This window comes from Halomonas caseinilytica (assembly GCF_001662305.1).
Classification (GTDB): domain Bacteria; phylum Pseudomonadota; class Gammaproteobacteria; order Pseudomonadales; family Halomonadaceae; genus Halomonas; species Halomonas caseinilytica.
In genome coordinates this window covers 1-17,976 of the sequence record NZ_BDEP01000009.1, presented here as the reverse complement: position 1 = coordinate 17,976, position 17,976 = coordinate 1, and the positions used below count along the sequence as shown (strand labels likewise).

Here is a 17,976-nt window from a genome sequence, read left to right as displayed (position 1 = left end):
CTGCCGCTACCGCAGACGTTCGAACACCGTGGCCACGCCCTGCCCCATGCCGATGCACATGGTGGCCAGGCCAAGCGAGGTGCGCTGCTCTTTCATCACGTTGAGCAATGTCGTGCTGATACGCGCGCCCGAGCAACCCAGCGGATGGCCCAGGGCAATGGCACCGCCATGCAGGTTGACCGCCTCATCCATGCGATCGCGCAGGCCGAGATCCTTGAGCACCGGCAGCGACTGGGCAGCGAAGGCCTCGTTGAGCTCGACGGTCTGGATGTCCTCGATGGTCAGGCCCGCCGCCTTCAATGCCTTGCGAGAAGCCGGCACCGGGCCGTATCCCATGATCGAGGCGTCGCAGCCGGCCACGCCTGTCGACAGCACCCGGGCAATGGGTTCCAGCCCCAGGGCGCTGGCCCGCTCGGCACTCATCACCGCCATGCCGCTGGCCCCCACGGAGAGTGCCGAAGAGGTCCCGGCGGTCACGGTACCGCCACGCGGATCGAAGACCGGCTTGAGCTCGGCCATCGATTCCAGGCTGGCATCGGCGCGAATGACCTCGTCGCGATCCACGCGGATCCGGAAGCCCTGGGCGTCGTGGCCTTCGATGCCGATGATCTCGTTGTCGAAGCCACCGTTCTGCTGGGCAGCATGAGCACGCTGGTGGGAGCGCACTCCGAAGGCGTCCTGATCCTCGCGGGAGATGCCGTGCATCTTGCCCAGGAGCTCAGCAGTCAGGCCCATCATCATGGCCGCCTTGGCGGCGTGCTTGCTGGCCGCCGGATTGACATCGACGCCATGGGTCATCGGTACATGCTCCATGTGCTCGACCCCGCCGATGATATAGAAATCCCCCATCCCGGCCCGAATGTTGGCGGCGGCGATGTGCAAGGCGCTCATCGAGGAGCCGCATAGACGATTAACGGTCTGGGCCGGCACGCTCCGCGGGATCCCGGTCATGATCGCCGCGTTGCGCGCGATGTTCATGGCCTGCTCGAGGGTCTGGTTGACGCACCCCCAGATGACGTCATCGACCTCGGCGGGATCGAGGTTCGGATTGCGGTCGAACAGTGACTGCATGACACCAGCGGACAGATTCTCGGCACGCACATGGCGGAAGGCGCCGTTCTTGGCCTTGGCCATGGCGGTACGCACGCCATCGACTACCACGATGTCTCTCGGATTCACACTCATCGAATTCGTTCTCCCCGGCACTTGATCAATAGCTGGTGGTGAATGGCACGTGGTAAATCAGGCCTCGGCGGCATCCTGATAGAAACGCTCGCCGTTGCGCGCCATCTCGCGCAGCTTCTCGGTCGGCGCGTAGAGTGCCCCGAGTTCGGCGGCCAGCTCGTCGGCCTGGGCAACGAACGCTTCCAGCCCTATGGCGTCGATATAGCGCAGCGCACCGCCCCGGAACGGCGGGAAGCCGATGCCATAGATCAGCGCCATGTCGGCCTCGGCCGGCGTGCCGACGATGCCATCCTCCAGGCAACGCACGGTTTCCAGGCACAGCGGCGTCATCATCCGCGCGATGATGTCCTCGTCGGAAAACTCGCGTTCCGTTTCGGCAACTCCCTTGACCAGCTCGATGGCCGCCTCGTCGCTGACCTTCTTCGGCTTGCCCTTCTTGTCTTCCTCATAGGCGTAGAAGCCCTTGGCGTTCTTCTGACCCAGGCGATCATTGTCGAACATCACCTGGATGGCACTCTTGCCCTGGCCTTCCTCACCGGCGCCGCCCAGGCCACCCATACGATCCGGGAAGCCCTCGGCCATCACCTCGCCGGCATGCACGGCGGTGTCCATGCCGACCACGTCGAGCAGATACGCTGGCCCCATGGGCCAGCCGAACTTCTCCATCACCTTGTCGACGCGCTGGAAGTCGGCCCCGGCGGCCATCAGTTGGCTGAAGCCACCGAAATAGGGGAAGAGCACGCGGTTGACCAGAAAGCCCGGGCAGTCGTTGACCACGATCGGTGTCTTGCCCATCTTGCGGGCATAGGCCACGGTCGCGGCCACGGCGCCATCGCCGGTCTTTTCACCGCGAATGACCTCGACCAACGGCATGCGGTGCACCGGGTTGAAGAAGTGCATGCCGCAGAAGTTCTCGGGCCGCTTCAGGTTCTCGGCAAGCCGGGTGATCGAGATGGTCGAGGTGTTGGAGGTGAGGATGGTGTCCTCGCTCACGTTCTCTTCGACTTCGGCGAGCACCGCTCCCTTGACCTTGGGATTCTCGACCACCGCCTCGACCACCAGGTCGACATTGGCGAAATCGCCGTAGGAAAGCGTCGGCCGGATGTTGCTGAGCCGCTCGGCCATCTGCTCGTTGGAGAGCTTGCCGCGCTCCACCTGCTTGGCGAACAGCTTGCGAGCCTCCTTGAGCCCCAGTTCGATCGCCTCGTCCTTGATGTCCTTCATCAGGATCGGCGTGCCCTTGGAAGCGCTCTGGTAGGCGATGCCGCCCCCCATGATACCGGCGCCAAGCACACCGGCCCGCGTCACCGGCGCCGATTGCTTCTCGTACTGGCTGCCCTTCTTCTTGACCACCTGATCGTTGAGGAAGAGACCCACCAGGTTGTAGCAGACATCGGTGAGCGCCAGCTTGCCGAATGCCTTGGCCTCGATGGCCTGAGCCCGGTCGCGCTCCTCGCCGGCTCCCTTCTGGATGACCTTGATCGCCTCGATCGGTGCCGGGTAATGCGGCCCGGCCTTGCCGGCCACATATCCCTTGGCCGTCTCGAAGGCCATCATCTGCTCGATGGCATCAAGCCCCAGTGGGCCACGCTTCTCTACACGGCGCGCCTGGTAATCGAGCTCGCCACTCCGCGCTCGAACCAGGATATCGCGCGCCGCCGCCTCGAGCGATTCGCCCGGCACCACGGCATCGACCGCCCCAACCGAGAGGCAGGCATCGGCACGATTCTCGGTACCGCCGGCAATCCATTCGATGGCGTTGTCGGCACCGATCAACCGCGGCAGGCGCACACAGCCTCCCCAACCGGGCAGGATGCCGAGCTTGGTCTCGGGCAGGCCGATCTTGGCGGCCTCGCTCATCACGCGAAAATCAGTAGCCAGCGTCACCTCGCAGCCCCCCCCCAGAGCCAGGCCGTTGATGGCACTGACCGTGGGAAAGGGCAGGTCCTCGAGACCGTTGAAGATCCCGTGCACCCGCTCGAGCATGCCCTGTATCTCGTCCTCGCCCTTGGCGAACATTCCGTGGAACTCGGTGATGTCAGCGCCGACAATGAAGGCTTCCTTGGCGCTGGCCAGTATCAGGCCTTCGATGTCGGATTCACCGCGCAGCGCCTCCAGCGCCTGCTCCAGTTCCTGGATCACGGCACTGGACAGCTTGTTGACCGACTCATCCTTCAAGTCGAAGGTCAGGGTCGCGATGCCCTCGTCATCGCGAACCACCGAGATGGCATTGCCTTGATAGATCATCCAAGAATCTCCGTGCAGGAATTCATACGGCCGTTTGATTCATGACAGCTTGGTCCACTACCGGCGCCACGTCAAGTCCTTCGAACAGGCGCTCACCGCGGCTCCCCGGCCCACGACACAAGCTGTTAGACTGCGACCATGTCACCGAATCAGTCCATGAATGGCCCGCCCGCGCCTCCTTCACCCAGCCCTGGCGGCGCCTCTCGTCTCGGCGCCTGGGAACAGCGTATAGAGCGGCTGGCCGAGAAAGTCCGCCCCTGGAGCTGGCTCTGGCCGCCAGTGGCCTTCCTGGCCGGCGCCGGCAGTTTCTTCCTGGTCGAGCGACAACAGTGGCTCGGCGCCATGCTGACCCTTGGCATGCTGCTGACCTGGTTGCTGCTGCTTTCGGAGAGCCTGATCGGCCGCCTCCTCGCCCGGCGCGGCTACCCCACCCTGCCACGCGGCGTGACGACCTTCATCGCCCAGATGGTGCATCAGGAAACCCTCTTCTTCACGCTGCCCTTCCTGCTGGCGACCACGGTATGGACCAGTGGCCAGGCGCTCTTCACTCTCGCGATGGTCGCCCTGGCGATACTCTCCATCCTCGACCCGCTCTACTATAGACTCGCCGAACGACGCCGTGGGCTCTACTTTGCCTTCCACGCCCAGTGCGTGTTCCTGGTCGTCCTGGTGACCCTGCCGACACTGCTGCACCTGACCACCGGCCAGAGCTTGCTATTGGCCCTCGCGGCTACGGTGATCTTCAGCCTGCCAAGCCTGTTGCACCTGCTTCGCCCAATGACGGCCCGCCGCTGGCTGCTCATGCTGGCCCTGTTGCCTCTGCTGGCCGGTATCGCCTGGGGCGGCAGGATCTGGGTGCCGCCGGCCAGCCTGTGGATCTCGGGCAGCGCCCTCTCTCCGGAATTCGATGTCGCCACCCGCTCACCGCAGGGACAACTGCGCCTGACCCCCGACGCGCTGACCGAGCACGGCTTGTATGCCTACACCGCCATCCACGCCCCCAGGGGATTGCGCGAACAGATAGTGCATGCATGGCGCCACGATGGTGAACTGATCGATCGCATTCCACTCGAAATTCAGGGAGGACGCGAGGAGGGCTACCGCGCCTGGACCCACAAGCGCAACTTCCCTGCCGACAGCGCCGGCCGGTGGCGTATTGACGTGATGACGGCCAGCGGCCAGCGGATCGGCGTGCTGCGCTTCCAGGTTGCGCCGGATGCCGAAGCGGCGACCTTCGCCGACGGCCGCATTGACGTTCCACTGGGGCTGCCCGGGCTGGATATTCGTCGACTGGTGGCGCGTCCCGAGGGTTCCTCCGACATCAATAGTCAAAATACCGTTGACGACGCTTCCCCTTCCTCAGAGGATAACGAGTAGCCTTCGAACCATAAGGTTGCATTCCACGCCGGGGCTACAGACAATCCCAATAGATTTCTTCAACGTAGACACGCCATGCATCAGAACATCGGCTTTCAGCTCGCCCGTGTGCCGCGCCTCTGGCGCGCCGTCATTGACCGACGCCTGGCGCCTGACGGGCTGACCCAGACACGCTGGGTCACACTCTATCACCTGTGGAAAATGGGCGATGATCAGCCCCAGTGCGATCTTGCCCGGGCCATCGGCGTCGAAGCGCCCTCGCTGGTCCGCACACTCGACCAGCTATCCGAACAGGGCCTGATCGAGCGCCGTCCCTGTGGTCAGGACCGGCGAGCCAAGCGCATTTTCCTGACCGACAAGGCGACGCCCCTGCTCGAGCGCATCGAAAGCGTCGTCACGCAGGCCCGCAAGGAAATGCTGGAAGGCCTCGACGAAGCCGAAGTCGAGCATCTCATCGATCTGCTGTCGCGCATCGAGGCCAACGGGCTGGCGATCCAGGAGCGAGAAGAGGGTTAGAGGCCCGTTCCGCCGGGGGATGGCGGAACGCTTGGCGCCTGCATACTATGGTGGGCGCCAGGGTAGTCCGGGCGTCCAGCCAGGTCGTCGCGCAACGCTTGCATGCGTTCGTCGAGGTCCGAGAATGCCTCGAGCGACCAAGACTCGTCCCACCACAGCGTGAGGCAGGCCGCACTGGACTCGACCACGACGGCATCTTCCGGCAGGCAGTCCAGCAACGCCTCCAGTTGCCGATGCGCCGTTTCGGGCAACGGCCGCAGCGGCTCCACGCGCCAGCGCCATCCCGGCAGAAAGGGCTTGAGCGCCTGGCTGGCCATGGCATCACGCACCAGCAGGAAATCAGGGCCAGGCCGCTGGGGCGGATAACGCCACCGGTAAGCAGGGAGGCTCTCGCTATCATCGTGCAGCGGCGAGCTCTCGAGCCTCACGGCGACCCCTCTTTCCCTGGCGCCGTCACGCAACCCCTTCACGCGCTGTTGTCGCTGGCTCGGCCGCAGCCCCATCATCGGCGCGAAGGCCAGTCCCATCACACCGAGAATTATCAACCAGAGCATTCGTCATCCTGCCTGTTCGGAAAGCGTCGTCGAATAGCACATCGTCATTCAGCACTCTCTGCGTCGATGCAAGTCGTTGTCTTGTCACCCTTGGCATTCTAGAGTGGAAGACCGTCACCAACACCGTTGGACACCGCTGCGGAGAATGCGACATGAGCAACGAATATCGTCATATCCTGGTCGCCGTCGATCTGACCAAGGACTCCCAAAAGGTTCTGGAGCGCGCGGTACATATCGCCGACCGTAACCATGCCAAGCTTTCCATCATGCACACCCTGGAGCCGCTCGGCTTCGCCTACGGTGGCGACATTCCCATGGATCTCACCAGCATCCAGGATCAGCTCGACGAACACGCCAAGCAGCGTCTTGCCGAAATCGCCGATTCCCATGTGTCCCGCGAGAACCAGCACGTCATGGTCGGCATGCCCGACACCGAGATCCACCGCTTCGCTGATGATCAAGGCGTCGACCTGATCGTGGTCGGCTCCCATGGCCGCCACGGCTTTGCCCTGCTGCTGGGCTCCACCTCCACCGGGGTACTGCACGGCGCCAAGTGCGATGTGCTGGCCGTACGCGTCGGCACCGGTGAGGATGGCGAGGAAAGCGCCGAGTAACCCGTCCCAGGTATTCATCCATCAACATGGGGGAAGCGAGGGATTCGCGTGACGAGCGAATCGCCGCTTACCCCTCCCCCGCGACCATCGCCTCAAGCTCCATCCACCGCTCCATGGCCGCATCCAGCTCGGCCTGCTTGTCGTTCAAGGCCTGCAGGGTCGCCGTGACGGTATCGGGGTCCTGCTGATAGAACGTCGGGTCGCCCACTTGGCGCTCAAACTCGGCCACCTCACCTTCGAGGCGTTCGATCTCCGCCGGCAGGCCATCCAGCTCGCGCTGCAGCTTGTAGGAAAGCTTGACTCGCCTGGGGGCCGGGGAGGCAGTGGACGTTGACGCGGTTTCCGCCGTCTTGCGGGACCCGCCGGACGCCCCCTCGGCCACCGGCTCGGCCCGTTGCCGCGCGGCGCCTTCCCAGGGCGCAGGCGGCAATTTGCCGCCCTGACGCACCCAGTCGCTGTAGCCGCCCACGTACTCGCGCACCTTTCCCTCGCCCTCGAAGGCCAGCACGCTGGTCACCACGTTGTCCATGAAGGCCCGATCATGAGAGACCAGCAACAGAGTGCCCTCGAAGCTCAGTAGCAACTCCTCGAGCAGTTCCAGGGTCTCGACATCCAGATCGTTGGTCGGCTCGTCAAGCACCAGCACGTTGGCCGGCTGGGTGAACAACCGCGCCAGCAGCAAGCGATTGGACTCGCCCCCCGAGAGCGCCTTGACCGGCTGGCGCGCCCGTTCCGGCGTAAACAGGAAATCCTGCAGATAGCTCATCACATGGCGATCGCGGCCACCGACCTCGACCCGGTCGCTGCCCTGGGCGACGTTTTCATAGACCGTCTTTTCCGGTTCCAGGCCGGCACGCAACTGGTCGAAATAGGCCACCTGTAACTTGGTGCCGACACGTACGCGTCCCTCGCTGGGCTCCAGCTCACCGAGCAGGATCTTGAGCAGCGTCGTCTTGCCGGCACCGTTGCGGCCGATAAAGCCGATCCGGTCACCACGCTGGATCTCGATGCTGAAATTGTCGATCACCACGTCGCTGCCGAAGCGCTGCGTCACATTCTCCAGCTCGACGACCCGCTTGCCACTGCGCTCGCCGCTGTCCACGGCGAGATTGGCCCGCCCCTGGCGCTCGCGGCGTTCGCTTCGTTCGCGTCGCATCTGTTCCAGGGCTCGCACGCGCCCTTCATTGCGGGTACGTCGCGCCTTGATGCCCTGCCGGATCCAGGCTTCCTCCTGAGCCAGTTTCTTGTCGAATTCGGCGTTCTCACGTGCCTCGACTTCCAACTCGTGGGTCTTCTGCTCCTGATACTTGGCGTAATCGCCGGGATAACGCCCCAGGCGTCCACGGTCGAGTTCGAGAATCGCTGTGGCCAGCCGCGACAGGAAGGCCCGGTCGTGGGTGATGAACAACACGGCCCCGTTGAAGGCAGAAAGCTGCTCTTCCAACCAGGCGATGGTATCCAGATCAAGGTGGTTGGTCGGCTCGTCGAGCAGCAGCAGGTCGGGCTCGGCGACCAGCGCACGCGCCAATGCCACCCGCCGGCGCCAGCCGCCGGAGAGTCCGGACATTTCGGCGTCTTCCGGCAGGCCCAGTCGCGTCAACACCACATCGATACGCTGATGGAAGGACCAGCCATCGATCGCCTCGATACGGCTCTGCAACTGTGCCATGCGCGTCATGTCGGGATCATCAGCCTGCACCAGGTGATGATATTCGGACAGCAGCTCACCGGCCTCGGGCAGCCCCTGGGCCACGACATCGAAGATGGTCGCCCCGGTGGCGTCGGGCAACTCCTGGGCCAGCACGCCGATCTTGAGTCCCGGGGCTCGCCAGATGTCGCCACCATCGGGGGTGATCTCGCCGGCCACCAGCTTGAGCAGGGTCGACTTGCCGGTGCCATTGCGGCCTACCAAAGCCAGGCGCTCGCCCTTTTCCAGCACCAGGTCGGCACCGTCGAGAAGCACCTGGGGACCATAGGCCAGTTGCAGCCGTTCCAGACGTAGCAGGGTCACTCGCACACCTCCAGGTTCATGAGGGCGCCAGTGTAACGTATGACGGCTCTGACGTGGCCCCATCCCATCTTCGCCGGGTACAATACGCGACCGCTGCACAGGAGGATGCCGTCTTGGCCGATACCACCCCACGCGACGAAGGCTTGCCCGAAGCATTGAGGTTCCGCTCACCGGCACCGCTGGTGGACATCGGCGCCAACCTGACCCACCCAAGCTTCGCCCAGGATCTGGACGCGACTCTCGAGCGGGCCCGGCATGCCGGAGTCACATCGTTGATCCTGACCGGCACGGACCGCGAGCACGCCGAGCAGGCCGCCGCCCTGGCCCGCGAACATGCCGGCCTCTATGCCACCGCCGGCTTGCACCCCCACGGCGCCAGCGAGTGGTCATCCTCTCTGGAAGCCAGCATGCGTGAGCTCCACCGCCGGCCCGAAGTGGTCGCGGTCGGGGAATGTGGTCTGGACTTCAATCGCAACTTCTCCACGCCGGCCGAACAGGAACGTGCCTTCGAGGCCCAGCTCGGCCTCGCGGCCGAAAGCGGGCTCCCTCTGTTCGTTCATGAGCGCGACGCCGGTGCACGCCTGCACGATATCCTGCATGCCTGGCGCGACGACATCTCCCAAGCGGTGGTGCACTGCTTCACCGGGGAGCGCCGCACTCTGCACGGTTATCTCGACCTCGACCTGCACATCGGCCTGACCGGCTGGCTATGCGACGAGCGACGAGGCCATCACTTGCGTGAGCTGGTCGGCGACATCCCCCTGGAGCGCCTGATGGTGGAAACCGACTGCCCTTACCTGCTGCCTCGCAATTTACCTGCCAAACTCAAGGGCAGACGCCACGAACCCGCCCTGCTGCCGTGGATCGTGCGCGAGATCGCTCACTGGCGTGGCCTGACGGAAGCCGAACTGGCTCGGGCCACCACCGCGACCGCTCGCCGCTTCTTCCGGCTCGAGGCGGCGGATGACAACCACCCTGCCCTCGAGGAGGGGCATTGACCATGGATGAGCTGCCCGCTTTCATCGCGATCGAGACCGGCAACGACGGGGACCTGCCGCTTTCCATCGCTTGGACCCTGCCGGATGGCCGCGTCAAGCACACCCTGATCCAGCCGGACAACAACTGGCTCGAGGACGAGCTGGTCTCGCTGGGCGACTACAGCCTGGAAGAGCTCAACAGCATGGGCGTGAGCCCGCTGGACGTGATCCGCGAGCTGGAGACCGACCACTTCAATGCCACGCTCTACACCGCTGGCGTCGGCGATGACGAGGCCGCCCTGTCACGGCTCTTCGAGACCTATGGGCTGGATCCGTTCGTCGAGCTGGCCCCCGCCGAGAGCCTCTACAATGGCCTGGAGCCCGGAGAATGGGCCCGCGCCAGGGGAGACCTGTTCGGCGAACTGGGGCTCGAGCCGCTGCGCCCCGAAGAGGAAATCCAGGTGATGCTCGCCCTGCACATGAGGATCAACGAGGACACCTGACACGCCTCACGCCGGCTCAGGAGAGCCCTCCAGGCATCGTCGTCCCGCTGCCAGCGCCTCCTCGAGCGGGAGACGTTCACCGTAGAACGCCGCCAACGCCGTACGAAAGGCCTCGGCACGTTGCGGCAGACCCTCGGTCTCGTAACGTGCGGCTCGCGCCTCGACCCGGGAGCGAAACGCCTCTCGATCGACCTCGGCCTCACCGCCAAGATTGTCGACGCTGACGTTGAAGCGCAAGCCACAGGCCCGGGAGAACAACAGCTCCAGGGCCTGGGGACTCACCTCCACCGATTCGAACTCGCGCTGCTGGCCAGTGTCCCGGCCATCGGGCTGGTACCAGTAGCCGTAATCCTCCAGCTGGCGTCGCCGTGCACCGGCAATGCACCAGTGGCTGATCTCGTGCAGAGCGCTGGCATAGAAGCCATGGGCAAAGATCACCCTGTGCCAGGGATGCGAGGCATCGGCCGGCAGGTAGATTGGCTCGTCTTCGCCGCGCACCAGACGAGTACGGTGGCTCGACATGAAAAGGCCGTCGAACAGGGCGATGACATCGTCGAGACGGTGTATCACACGGGCTCCTGAATGATGGGGGGCAGGAATGGGCGCGTAGTATAGCGAGCCGCCCACAGGAGCGAAAACCGCCCCCCGCTGATAGACTATGTTGCTCCCCCGCATGCATGACGCCCGGGGCGTTTCGTCATTTGCATGGAGCATGAGCCGTGGCTCGATTCATCACCGATTTGCGCGAGGTGTCACGCCGCGACACCGGCCCTCTGATCCGTCTCGCCCTGCCCATCTGCGGCGCCCAGCTCGCCCAGGCCGGCATGAGTGTCGTGGACGTGATGATGACGGGCCGACTGAGCGCTACCGATCTGGCAGCGGTCTCGGTAGGCTCCAGCCTGTGGATGCCACTGATGCTGTTCATGACCGGCACCCTGATGGGGCTGACGCCGGTGGTGGCGCACCTGCTCGGCGCCGGGCGTCGCGCGGGCATTCGCGTTCAGGTACACCAGGCCCTGTGGATCGGCCTCACGCTGGGAATCCTGTCGGCTATGCTGCTGTGGACGGCAGTGATGCCGATCTTCGCGGCAATGGGTGTGCCCGATGAAGTCGCCAGGCGCTCGGCCGGCTATCTCGCGGCGGTAGGCTTCGGCATGCCTGGCGTGGCAATCTTCCAGTCCCTGCGCGCCTTTTCCGACGGCATGAACCACACGCGCCCGGCGCTGTGGATCAGCCTGGTCGGGCTGGCCGTCAACGTGCCCAGCAACTACCTCCTGATCTACGGCGGCGAGGGCCTCACGTCCTTGCTGGGCGACGGGGTTCCGGCTCCCCTGCAGGCCATTCCGGCGCTGGGCGCCACGGGCTGCGGCATTGCCACCGCCCTCTCCATGTGGGTCATGGGCCTGACCATGGCCGCTTACACCCGCCGCAGCCGTGCCTACGGCGACATCGAGCTATGGCGCGACCCGGCGCCCCCGCGCTGGCGGCTGATCGGCGAGCTGCTGCATGTTGGGGTTCCCATCGGCGTGGCGATCTTCGTCGAGGTCACGCTGTTCACGCTGATCGCTCTGTTCATTGCCAGTCTCGGCGAAGTGACCGTGGCCGCGCATCAGGTGGCGCTCAACTACACCGGCTTGCTGTTCATGCTTCCCCTGTCGCTGGGCATGGCACTCACGGTCCGTGTCGGTAACACCCTCGGCCAAGGGCGGCCGGAACTCGCCCGCCTGGTGGCCTGGAATGGCATCCTGATCGCCCTGATGGTGGCCTTGCTCAACAGCCTGATACTGTGGCTGACGGCAGGGCCGGTGATCGACCTCTATACGCACGATAGCGCGGTCCAGCAACTGACGCTGTCACTGATCGGCCTGGCCATGATCTACCAGGTTTCCGACTCCCTCCAGGTCAGCCTGGCCGGTGCCCTGCGCGGCTACAAGGACACCCGCGTGATCATGCTGATCACCATGGTGGCCTATTGGCTGGTGGGACTGGGTGGCGGCCACTGGCTGGGCGTATACGGGTTGTTCGATACTCTGGCGCCCATGGGGGTACATGGCTACTGGACCGGCCTGATCGCCGGCCTGACAGTGGCCGCCATTCTGCTCGGAGAGCGCTTGAGACGACGCAGCAAGGCGGTGGCACGTGGTGACGAGGCAATTCCTGATACCCGGTGATCCCCGGCGGTGGCGACCGACGCTCGCGCTGTTGCTGCTGATCGGCTGGCTTGCCGGCTGCGCCGATGGCGCAGCCGAACGGCGCTTGCAGGATTACCAGCATCGTCTCGCCTCGCACCTGGCGCTCTCGCCACCGGAACCCGCCACACCGGCCAACATCGGTGACTTCCCGGAACGCCAGGCACGGCGCTTCCCGCTTGAGGAAATTCGCCACAGCCTGATCGACGTCTACGCCCTGCGCGGTTGCCACATCAGCCAACTGGTCGCCAAGCGCAACAATCAGCTGGGCCGCGTGGCGGCCCCCAGCCAACGCTGGCTCTACGAGCTCAAGCTATGGCGGCGTCTCAACGACTGCTGGAACACGAACGTACCGGATTCCCTCGATGCCGACGATCGTCAGCGCCTGGCGCGGCTGACCCAGCTCAAGACCGAACGCCTGCCCCGAGCCAGTTGGAATGCGCTGTTCGATTCGAGCGAATGGGTCGACAGTTTTTCACGAGCCAGCTCGCCACTGCCACCTGATGCCCTGAGCGCGGTGGACGAGCAACTGCCCGCCCTCGCCTACCTGCGCGAAGCGGCGAAGCGCCAGTTCGATCCCGGCTGGACGCCAGACTCCGCGACGCTTGAGCGCCACCTGAACACCCTGCGTCAGCGGCCCCTGACGGCCGAATTGCTGCGTGCCCTGCAACTGGCCGAACAACGTCTGACGGAAGCCTCATCACTGCTCGAGACGGCGCTGGCACGAGCCGAGGAGTGCCACACCGCTCTCCCACTCCCCGACATGGCGTCACTGAATCGCTGGCTGACACGGCTCGAAGACCAGTCGGCCCGCTGGCTGGGTGCTATCCATGACCTGCTCGAGGCCCACCCGCTGGAGCCCCCGACGGCGATCGCCGACTACCGCCACCGCTGGCTTTCCCTGGACAACCCGAAGGCCCCTTGGCCCGCGATGGTCAGCGCTCGACAACGACATCAGGCACTCCGCCTGCGACTATCGGAGTCCTGTCGATGACGGGAAGGGCTTAACGGGGTCATCACTCTGTGCTATTGATGGAAGAACAGTGACGTTGTGCGCTGCCGACCGGCCGGGGGACGTCGCAACAGGGAATGGGCATTGGATGACGCCCGCCTCGTTGCCCGCCCCTCCAATGCCAATGACGTGACCACGCAGCAGCAGGAGGGACTTCATGGGTATCCCGCTGTCACCGCGCCCCGCCCAGGTCATCGATCTGGACACCATGCGCCAACGCCAGGAGGCCAGGCGACGCCTGATCCGCCTCTCGCCGGAGCTGGACGGCCTGGAAATGGTCTATCAGCTGCCCTCCGAGCCCGACGCCTACTACGGCATGCCCCTGCTCGCCTGGGGCATCCGCGAAGACGGCCATGTCACCGGTCTGGTGCCGTGGATGGAAAGCCTCACGCCCTGCCAGCAGCTCGACGACCCCGAGCACGGCCACTTCATCGGCTATCGCGATCCCGAGACCGAGGAGCTGTTCGAGGAGGCGCCGGACCACAAGGTGTTCGAGCTCGAACAGGCCGCGGCCTACTTCGAGTACGAGTCGACCCGCGAGCCGACCCTGATCCAGCAGTTACCCGAGACCCAGGGAACCCATGCGCTGTGCATGGACGACAGCGAGGCCCCCTGGCAACTGAAGCAGGTCTTCGGTTGGCGACTGTACAGTGATGGCGCCGTGGAGGCCCTGCTCGCCGACGAACAGTTGATCGACTCCACGCCGATTCTGCCCGGCGACCCTTGCCTGTATACCGGCCATAGCCGCCACCGCGTGGTCTACTTCTTCCAGCGCCAGATCGCCAACCGCATCCGCCGGGAGGATCCAGCCACCCTGGAGGCCCTGGCACTGATGGTCATGCCGGACCATCAGCAAGATGACTAGGGAAGCCGGGATTACGCGAGCGGGGTCGCACCGTCATGAGTGACCGAGACGAATGAAATAGAGGTAATGCCCATCTTCCTCGCGCTGATGCAACAGTTCATGGCCGAGAAAACCACAGAACTTCGGGACGTCCCGGGTGGTCGCCGGATCGCTGGCGATCACCTTGAGGACTTCCCCCGATTTCATGTCACGCACCTTGTTGTGCATCAGCATGATCGGCTCCGGGCAGTAGAGTCCCGTGGTATCCAGTTCTGCATGACAGCTCGGCAGGGAATCCGCAGAATCAACCATCGATAACCTCATCGTGTCGAAGAACAAGCATAGGGAGTGGCTGGATGATCAAGGTCATTATCGAGCGTCGTATCATGCCCGGACTCGAAGAAGAATACGAGGAAGCCGCCCGCGAGGCCATACGTCAATCGCTTGGCGCATCGGGCTTCGTCAGCGGCGAGACCCTCGTCGAGATGGGGCACAGCGACCGGCGCCTGGTGATCACCAAATGGCGCGACATGCGTGCCTGGAAAGACTGGGTCAACAGCGAGCACCGTGCCCGGGCCATGCAACGCCTGCAACCCCTACTGACCGAGGAAGAGCGCATCCGCATCTACGAGCCCAGCTACTGACTCCCCGCCCCTGGGCGATGGCATCTAATCGAGCAGCCTAACGTGCACCGTCACCTCTTCCCGGTCATGGTAGAGGTGACGGCAGGCGATCTCGGCCTTCACACCGGCACGCGCCAAGGATGTCGACAGACGCCTCAAGCCTTCCGACACCGCTTCCCAGCGGCGCTTCATCGGCAACTTGAGATTGAACACCGCCTCGCGACACCAGCGTCGCGTGAGCCAGCGTTCGACCATGGTGATCACTCGAGACGGCTTGTCGACGATGTCGCAGACCAGCCAGTCCAGGCGAGCCGGGGGCGTCCAGACGAAACCATCCTCGCGCAGATGCTCTACCAGGCCGGATGCCATCAGCTCAGGATCCATCGGCCCATTGTCGATGGCAAAGACCTGCATGCCCCGCTGGACCAGCTGCCAGGTCCAGCCGCCCGGGGCCGCACCGAGATCGGCCGCCTGCATGCCATCGCTCAGTCGGGTCGGCCACTGTTCCGCCGGGACGAACTCGTGCCAGGCTTCCTCGAGCTTGAGTGTCGAACGGCTCGGCGCCCGGGAGGGAAAACGTAGCCGACGGATGCCGCCGAGCTGCTCACAGCGATTGCCGGGAAAACTCATGCCCAGTTGCACCCGATCCCCATCACTCCACAGCAGGTGCAGACGTCGCCCTCCCGCCTTGCGGCGCAGCACGCCCGCCTTGCGCAATTGCGCCTCCAGTGGCCGTTTCAGCGCCTTGATCAATCCCGCCAGCGCCTTGGCGTCATTGGTATCCGGCGTCTCCTGCCAGACCGCCTCGCAACTCCAGCCACTGTCCCGGACCTGTGCCATGATCGCCCCCAGCCGATCAGCACGATCGAGGGTCAGCGGCGGTAACGCCACCAGGCTCTGCCGTGCGAAAACCAGCGATGCGAGCGGCAGGGCACGATGCATTTCGTTGGCGGAGGTCCCATCGACCACTTCGAAGCGTACATGGCCCCCACCACGCTCGAAGCGTGGCGCACCACCGATGCCGGACAGAGCGGCCTTCTCCAGCATTTCTGCCGCCAGATCGGCCTCGAAGCCGGGGCGACAATAGAGCAACAGCTCATTGGGGACGATCTTCAACGACGAGACTCCTCTGATCGAAACGCTCTTCCCTATCGGGCCGCGGCCATGGACATACGGCCACTGCTGGGGCGGCGCCCTTGAGAAGCCAGTATCTTAGCAGGCCGAGCCCTGACGAGACGACGTTCGGCGCGAACGTCAGCGAGCCGGATGCGGTCGACGGCTATCGCCGATCACTCCCTGCTCCAGCGCCATGGCACGAGCCGCCTGAGGCCCCGTCCACAGTGACGGTAACAGCACCAGCGATACGGGGATGGCGGTGATCACGATGAACTGCTGGAGAGCACCGATCTGCCCTGCCCCCATGCGCAACAGAATCGCTGCCATCAGTGCCATGGTGACACCCCAGAAGGCGCGAATCAGGGCGCTGGGCTCATCGTGCCCCGATCCGACCACCGAGATGGCATAGCTCATCGAATCCCCCGTGGTGGCCACGAAAATCGTCGTCAACACCAGCACGGCCAGCGCCATCAAGGTACCGCCCGGCAAGGCCTGGGCCACCGTCAGCGTCGCCACATCGAATTGAAAGTTGTTCAAGGCCTCGGTGAGCTCAATGGCGCCGGTCAATTGATAATGGATGCCCGAGCCACCCATCAGGGTGAACCAGACGGTCGTGGCGATCGGCGCCATGACCGCGACGGCCAGAATCATCTGGCGAATGGTTCTCCCTCGAGAGATACGAGCCACGAAAATCGCCATCAAGGGCCCATACCCGATGAACCAGGAGAAGAAGAATACCGTCCACCACTGCATCCACCAGTCGGGTGCCGTCTGCGACGTCATGGTCGCCATGGTGAAGAAGGAAGAAAGATATTCGCCGAACCCTTGAGTATAGGCATCGACCAGAAAGAGTGTCGGCCCGAAGAGAAAGATGACCGAGGCAATGGCCAGTGCCAGAAAGACATTGAAACGACTGAGAACCTGAATGCCTCGATGAATCCCCGTGACCGCCGAGGTGACATAGACGCCGCCCAGCACCGCCAGAATGATCAACTGAGTGCCATAGCCTTCCGACACACCGAATAGCTCATGTAGTCCAAAGCTGACCTGGGTGGCGAGAAAACCGATTGGCCCGACCGTACCGGCCACCACAGCAATCACGCACAAGGCGTCGACGACACCCCCCAGCCAGCCGCTCACCAGGCGCTTGCCCAGCACCGGCATCAGCAGGGTACGAGGCTGCAAGGGATGCCCCTCATCATAATGAGCCCGAGCCAGCACCACGGCAGTCAAGGAACCCAGCACGGCCCAGGCCAGGAATCCCCAATGCATGAAGGATTGCGCCAGGGCCCCGGCAATCGCCTCCGTCGTGCCCGCCTCGGTGTCGAAGGCCGGCGGCGTCACGATGAAATGGTAGACCGGCTCGCCGGCAGCGAAGAAGACACCGCCTCCCGCCAACAGGGTACACATGATGATCGAAAGCCACTTGAAGGTACTCAATTCCGGGCGTTCGAGACCGCCGATCCTGGCGCTCGCCGCCGGGGTGAACGCCAGCCCCATGGCGACCAGGAAGGTCAACAACAGCAGCAGTTGGAAATAACTCCCCAGGGTCTTGGCGGTCCAGGCAAACCCGGCGGAGATACTTTCCGCCACCATGTCGATGTCATACAGCGACAAGGCGATAAACCCTAGTATGAAGCCCACGCTCAGGGCGAGCACCAGGGGATCACCAAGCGCGCGGGAGGATCGAGTAGCGTCTTTGCTTTGCGTATTGGTCATGCGAGATATTGGCCTGGTCCGTCAGCGGACCCGCCTCCTCTTGCTGGCGAGAGTGTCATTCAACCGGGGAAGGATGAATACGTCGCCACCCGCACTTGGGTGGCCAGAAGTGGATAATGGCAACGAACGAGCCTGAAAGGCCTGATATAAAAAAACCCCGACCTCAATGAGGCCGGGGTTTTCTCGGTGTAAGTGCCTGACGATGACCTACTCTCGCATGGGAACTCCCACACTACCATCGGCGCTGAGCGGTTTCACTGCTGAGTTCGGCATGGGATCAGGTGGTGCCCACTCGCTATGGTCGTCAGGCGAAAAAAATCAATGCAATCCTGCTGACGATACGTCTCGTACGTACCCGGCGTCGTCTGTCATCCAGACTCCTTGGGTGTTATATGGTCAAGCCTCACGTTCCATTAGTACCGTTCAGCTCAACGCCTTGCAGCTCGTCCACATCCGGCCTATCAACCAGCTATTCTTTCTGCACCCTTC

General features: G+C 64.0%; 17 protein-coding genes and 1 rRNA gene. 9 read left to right on the top strand and 9 right to left on the bottom strand.

All coding sequences use genetic code 11. The features are described 5' to 3' along the window. Positions 1-6: 6 nt before the first annotated feature. Positions 7-1,185, bottom strand: a complete 1,179-nt coding sequence (gene fadA, locus A9O65_RS06020) for an acetyl-CoA C-acyltransferase FadA (protein WP_064700635.1) — start codon at positions 1,183-1,185, stop codon at positions 7-9. Positions 1,186-1,242: 57 nt separating this feature from the next. Next, the gene (gene fadB / locus A9O65_RS06015) at positions 1,243-3,432 is read right to left on the bottom strand and encodes a fatty acid oxidation complex subunit alpha FadB (protein WP_064701613.1); all 2,190 of its coding nucleotides are present in this window, start codon (positions 3,430-3,432) and stop codon (positions 1,243-1,245) included. A gap of 156 nt (positions 3,433-3,588) precedes the next feature. On the opposite strand from fadB, the gene A9O65_RS06010 reads away from it, so the two are divergent. Both A9O65_RS06010 and slyA read left to right on the top strand, forming a co-directional pair. Next, complete coding sequence (locus tag A9O65_RS06010) at positions 3,589-4,809, top strand: DUF5924 family protein (RefSeq protein ID WP_064700637.1); 1,221 nt, start codon at positions 3,589-3,591, stop codon at positions 4,807-4,809. Between the two features lie 75 nt (positions 4,810-4,884). Further along, entirely contained in the window at positions 4,885-5,325 is a 441-nt protein-coding gene (slyA, locus tag A9O65_RS06005; protein ID WP_064700638.1) for a transcriptional regulator SlyA, read from the top strand. Here the strand turns inward: slyA and A9O65_RS06000 are convergent. Beyond that, positions 5,322-5,879 (bottom strand): hypothetical protein, encoded by a 558-nt coding sequence (locus tag A9O65_RS06000; RefSeq protein ID WP_064701612.1) that lies wholly within the window; start codon positions 5,877-5,879, stop codon positions 5,322-5,324. The genes slyA and A9O65_RS06000 overlap by 4 nt on opposite strands. 152 nt (positions 5,880-6,031) lie before the next feature. Between A9O65_RS06000 and A9O65_RS05995 the strand changes: the two genes are divergently transcribed. Then, complete coding sequence (locus A9O65_RS05995; RefSeq protein WP_064700640.1) at positions 6,032-6,493, top strand: universal stress protein; 462 nt, start codon at positions 6,032-6,034, stop codon at positions 6,491-6,493. Between the two features lie 67 nt (positions 6,494-6,560). Here A9O65_RS05995 and A9O65_RS05990 read toward each other — a convergent pair whose 3' ends face one another. Continuing rightward, complete coding sequence (locus A9O65_RS05990; RefSeq protein WP_064701611.1) at positions 6,561-8,504, bottom strand: ATP-binding cassette domain-containing protein; 1,944 nt, start codon at positions 8,502-8,504, stop codon at positions 6,561-6,563. A gap of 113 nt (positions 8,505-8,617) precedes the next feature. On the opposite strand from A9O65_RS05990, the gene A9O65_RS05985 reads away from it, so the two are divergent. Then, a complete protein-coding gene (locus tag A9O65_RS05985; protein ID WP_064700642.1) occupies positions 8,618-9,502 on the top strand; it encodes a TatD family hydrolase in 885 nt (294 codons plus the stop codon). 2 nt (positions 9,503-9,504) lie between these two features. Further along, complete coding sequence (locus A9O65_RS05980) at positions 9,505-9,984, top strand: hypothetical protein (RefSeq protein WP_064700643.1); 480 nt, start codon at positions 9,505-9,507, stop codon at positions 9,982-9,984. 6 nt (positions 9,985-9,990) lie between these two features. On the opposite strand, the gene A9O65_RS05975 is transcribed toward A9O65_RS05980, so the two are convergent. After that, complete coding sequence (locus A9O65_RS05975) at positions 9,991-10,554, bottom strand: elongation factor P hydroxylase (RefSeq protein WP_064701610.1); 564 nt, start codon at positions 10,552-10,554, stop codon at positions 9,991-9,993. Between the two features lie 149 nt (positions 10,555-10,703). Between A9O65_RS05975 and A9O65_RS05970 the strand changes: the two genes are divergently transcribed. The 3 genes from A9O65_RS05970 (at position 10,704) to A9O65_RS05960 (ending at position 14,050) form a co-directional block, all read left to right on the top strand. After that, positions 10,704-12,155, top strand: coding sequence for an MATE family efflux transporter (locus tag A9O65_RS05970; protein ID WP_064701609.1), 1,452 nt, complete (start codon positions 10,704-10,706; stop codon positions 12,153-12,155). Next, a complete protein-coding gene (locus tag A9O65_RS05965) occupies positions 12,127-13,167 on the top strand; it encodes a DUF3080 family protein (RefSeq protein ID WP_082920120.1) in 1,041 nt (346 codons plus the stop codon). The genes A9O65_RS05970 and A9O65_RS05965 overlap by 29 nt, the downstream gene beginning before the upstream one ends. A gap of 175 nt (positions 13,168-13,342) precedes the next feature. After that, positions 13,343-14,050 carry a hypothetical protein gene (locus A9O65_RS05960; protein ID WP_064700646.1) on the top strand — a complete coding sequence of 236 codons (708 nt, stop codon included), beginning with the start codon at positions 13,343-13,345 and terminating at the stop codon, positions 14,048-14,050. 33 nt (positions 14,051-14,083) lie between these two features. Here the strand turns inward: A9O65_RS05960 and tusA are convergent, their stop codons facing one another. Then, complete coding sequence (gene tusA, locus A9O65_RS05955) at positions 14,084-14,341, bottom strand: sulfurtransferase TusA (RefSeq protein ID WP_064701608.1); 258 nt, start codon at positions 14,339-14,341, stop codon at positions 14,084-14,086. Positions 14,342-14,385: 44 nt separating this feature from the next. Here tusA and A9O65_RS05950 point away from each other — a divergent pair, with 44 nt between their 5' ends. Continuing rightward, positions 14,386-14,673, top strand: a complete 288-nt coding sequence (locus A9O65_RS05950; RefSeq protein WP_064700648.1) for an antibiotic biosynthesis monooxygenase family protein — start codon at positions 14,386-14,388, stop codon at positions 14,671-14,673. 24 nt (positions 14,674-14,697) lie between these two features. Here A9O65_RS05950 and rlmM read toward each other — a convergent pair whose 3' ends face one another. The 3 genes from rlmM to rrf form a co-directional block, all read right to left on the bottom strand. Beyond that, entirely contained in the window at positions 14,698-15,762 is a 1,065-nt protein-coding gene (gene rlmM, locus A9O65_RS05945; RefSeq protein WP_437438259.1) for a 23S rRNA (cytidine(2498)-2'-O)-methyltransferase RlmM, read from the bottom strand. A gap of 144 nt (positions 15,763-15,906) precedes the next feature. Further along, positions 15,907-17,487, bottom strand: coding sequence for a BCCT family transporter (locus A9O65_RS05940; protein WP_064700650.1), 1,581 nt, complete (start codon positions 17,485-17,487; stop codon positions 15,907-15,909). A 194-nt stretch (positions 17,488-17,681) separates the two neighbouring features. Next, positions 17,682-17,796 (bottom strand): 5S ribosomal RNA (gene rrf / locus A9O65_RS05935). Between the last annotated feature and the right edge of the window lie 180 nt (positions 17,797-17,976).

Bases quoted from the DNA above. Each gene is read 5' to 3' on its own strand.
- fadB (WP_064701613.1), bottom strand. From the start codon at position 3,432: ATGATCTATCAAGGCAATGCCATCTCGGTGGTTCGCGATGACGAGGGC.
- A9O65_RS05940 (WP_064700650.1), bottom strand. From the start codon at position 17,487: ATGACCAATACGCAAAGCAAAGACGCTACTCGATCCTCCCGCGCGCTT.
- slyA (WP_064700638.1), top strand. From the start codon at position 4,885: ATGCATCAGAACATCGGCTTTCAGCTCGCCCGTGTGCCGCGCCTCTGG.
- A9O65_RS05980 (WP_064700643.1), top strand. From the start codon at position 9,505: ATGGATGAGCTGCCCGCTTTCATCGCGATCGAGACCGGCAACGACGGG.
- A9O65_RS05995 (WP_064700640.1), top strand. From the start codon at position 6,032: ATGAGCAACGAATATCGTCATATCCTGGTCGCCGTCGATCTGACCAAG.
- fadA (WP_064700635.1), bottom strand. From the start codon at position 1,185: ATGAGTGTGAATCCGAGAGACATCGTGGTAGTCGATGGCGTGCGTACC.
- tusA (WP_064701608.1), bottom strand. From the start codon at position 14,341: ATGGTTGATTCTGCGGATTCCCTGCCGAGCTGTCATGCAGAACTGGAT.
- A9O65_RS06010 (WP_064700637.1), top strand. From the start codon at position 3,589: ATGAATGGCCCGCCCGCGCCTCCTTCACCCAGCCCTGGCGGCGCCTCT.
- A9O65_RS06000 (WP_064701612.1), bottom strand. From the start codon at position 5,879: ATGCTCTGGTTGATAATTCTCGGTGTGATGGGACTGGCCTTCGCGCCG.
- A9O65_RS05960 (WP_064700646.1), top strand. From the start codon at position 13,343: ATGGGTATCCCGCTGTCACCGCGCCCCGCCCAGGTCATCGATCTGGAC.
- A9O65_RS05950 (WP_064700648.1), top strand. From the start codon at position 14,386: ATGATCAAGGTCATTATCGAGCGTCGTATCATGCCCGGACTCGAAGAA.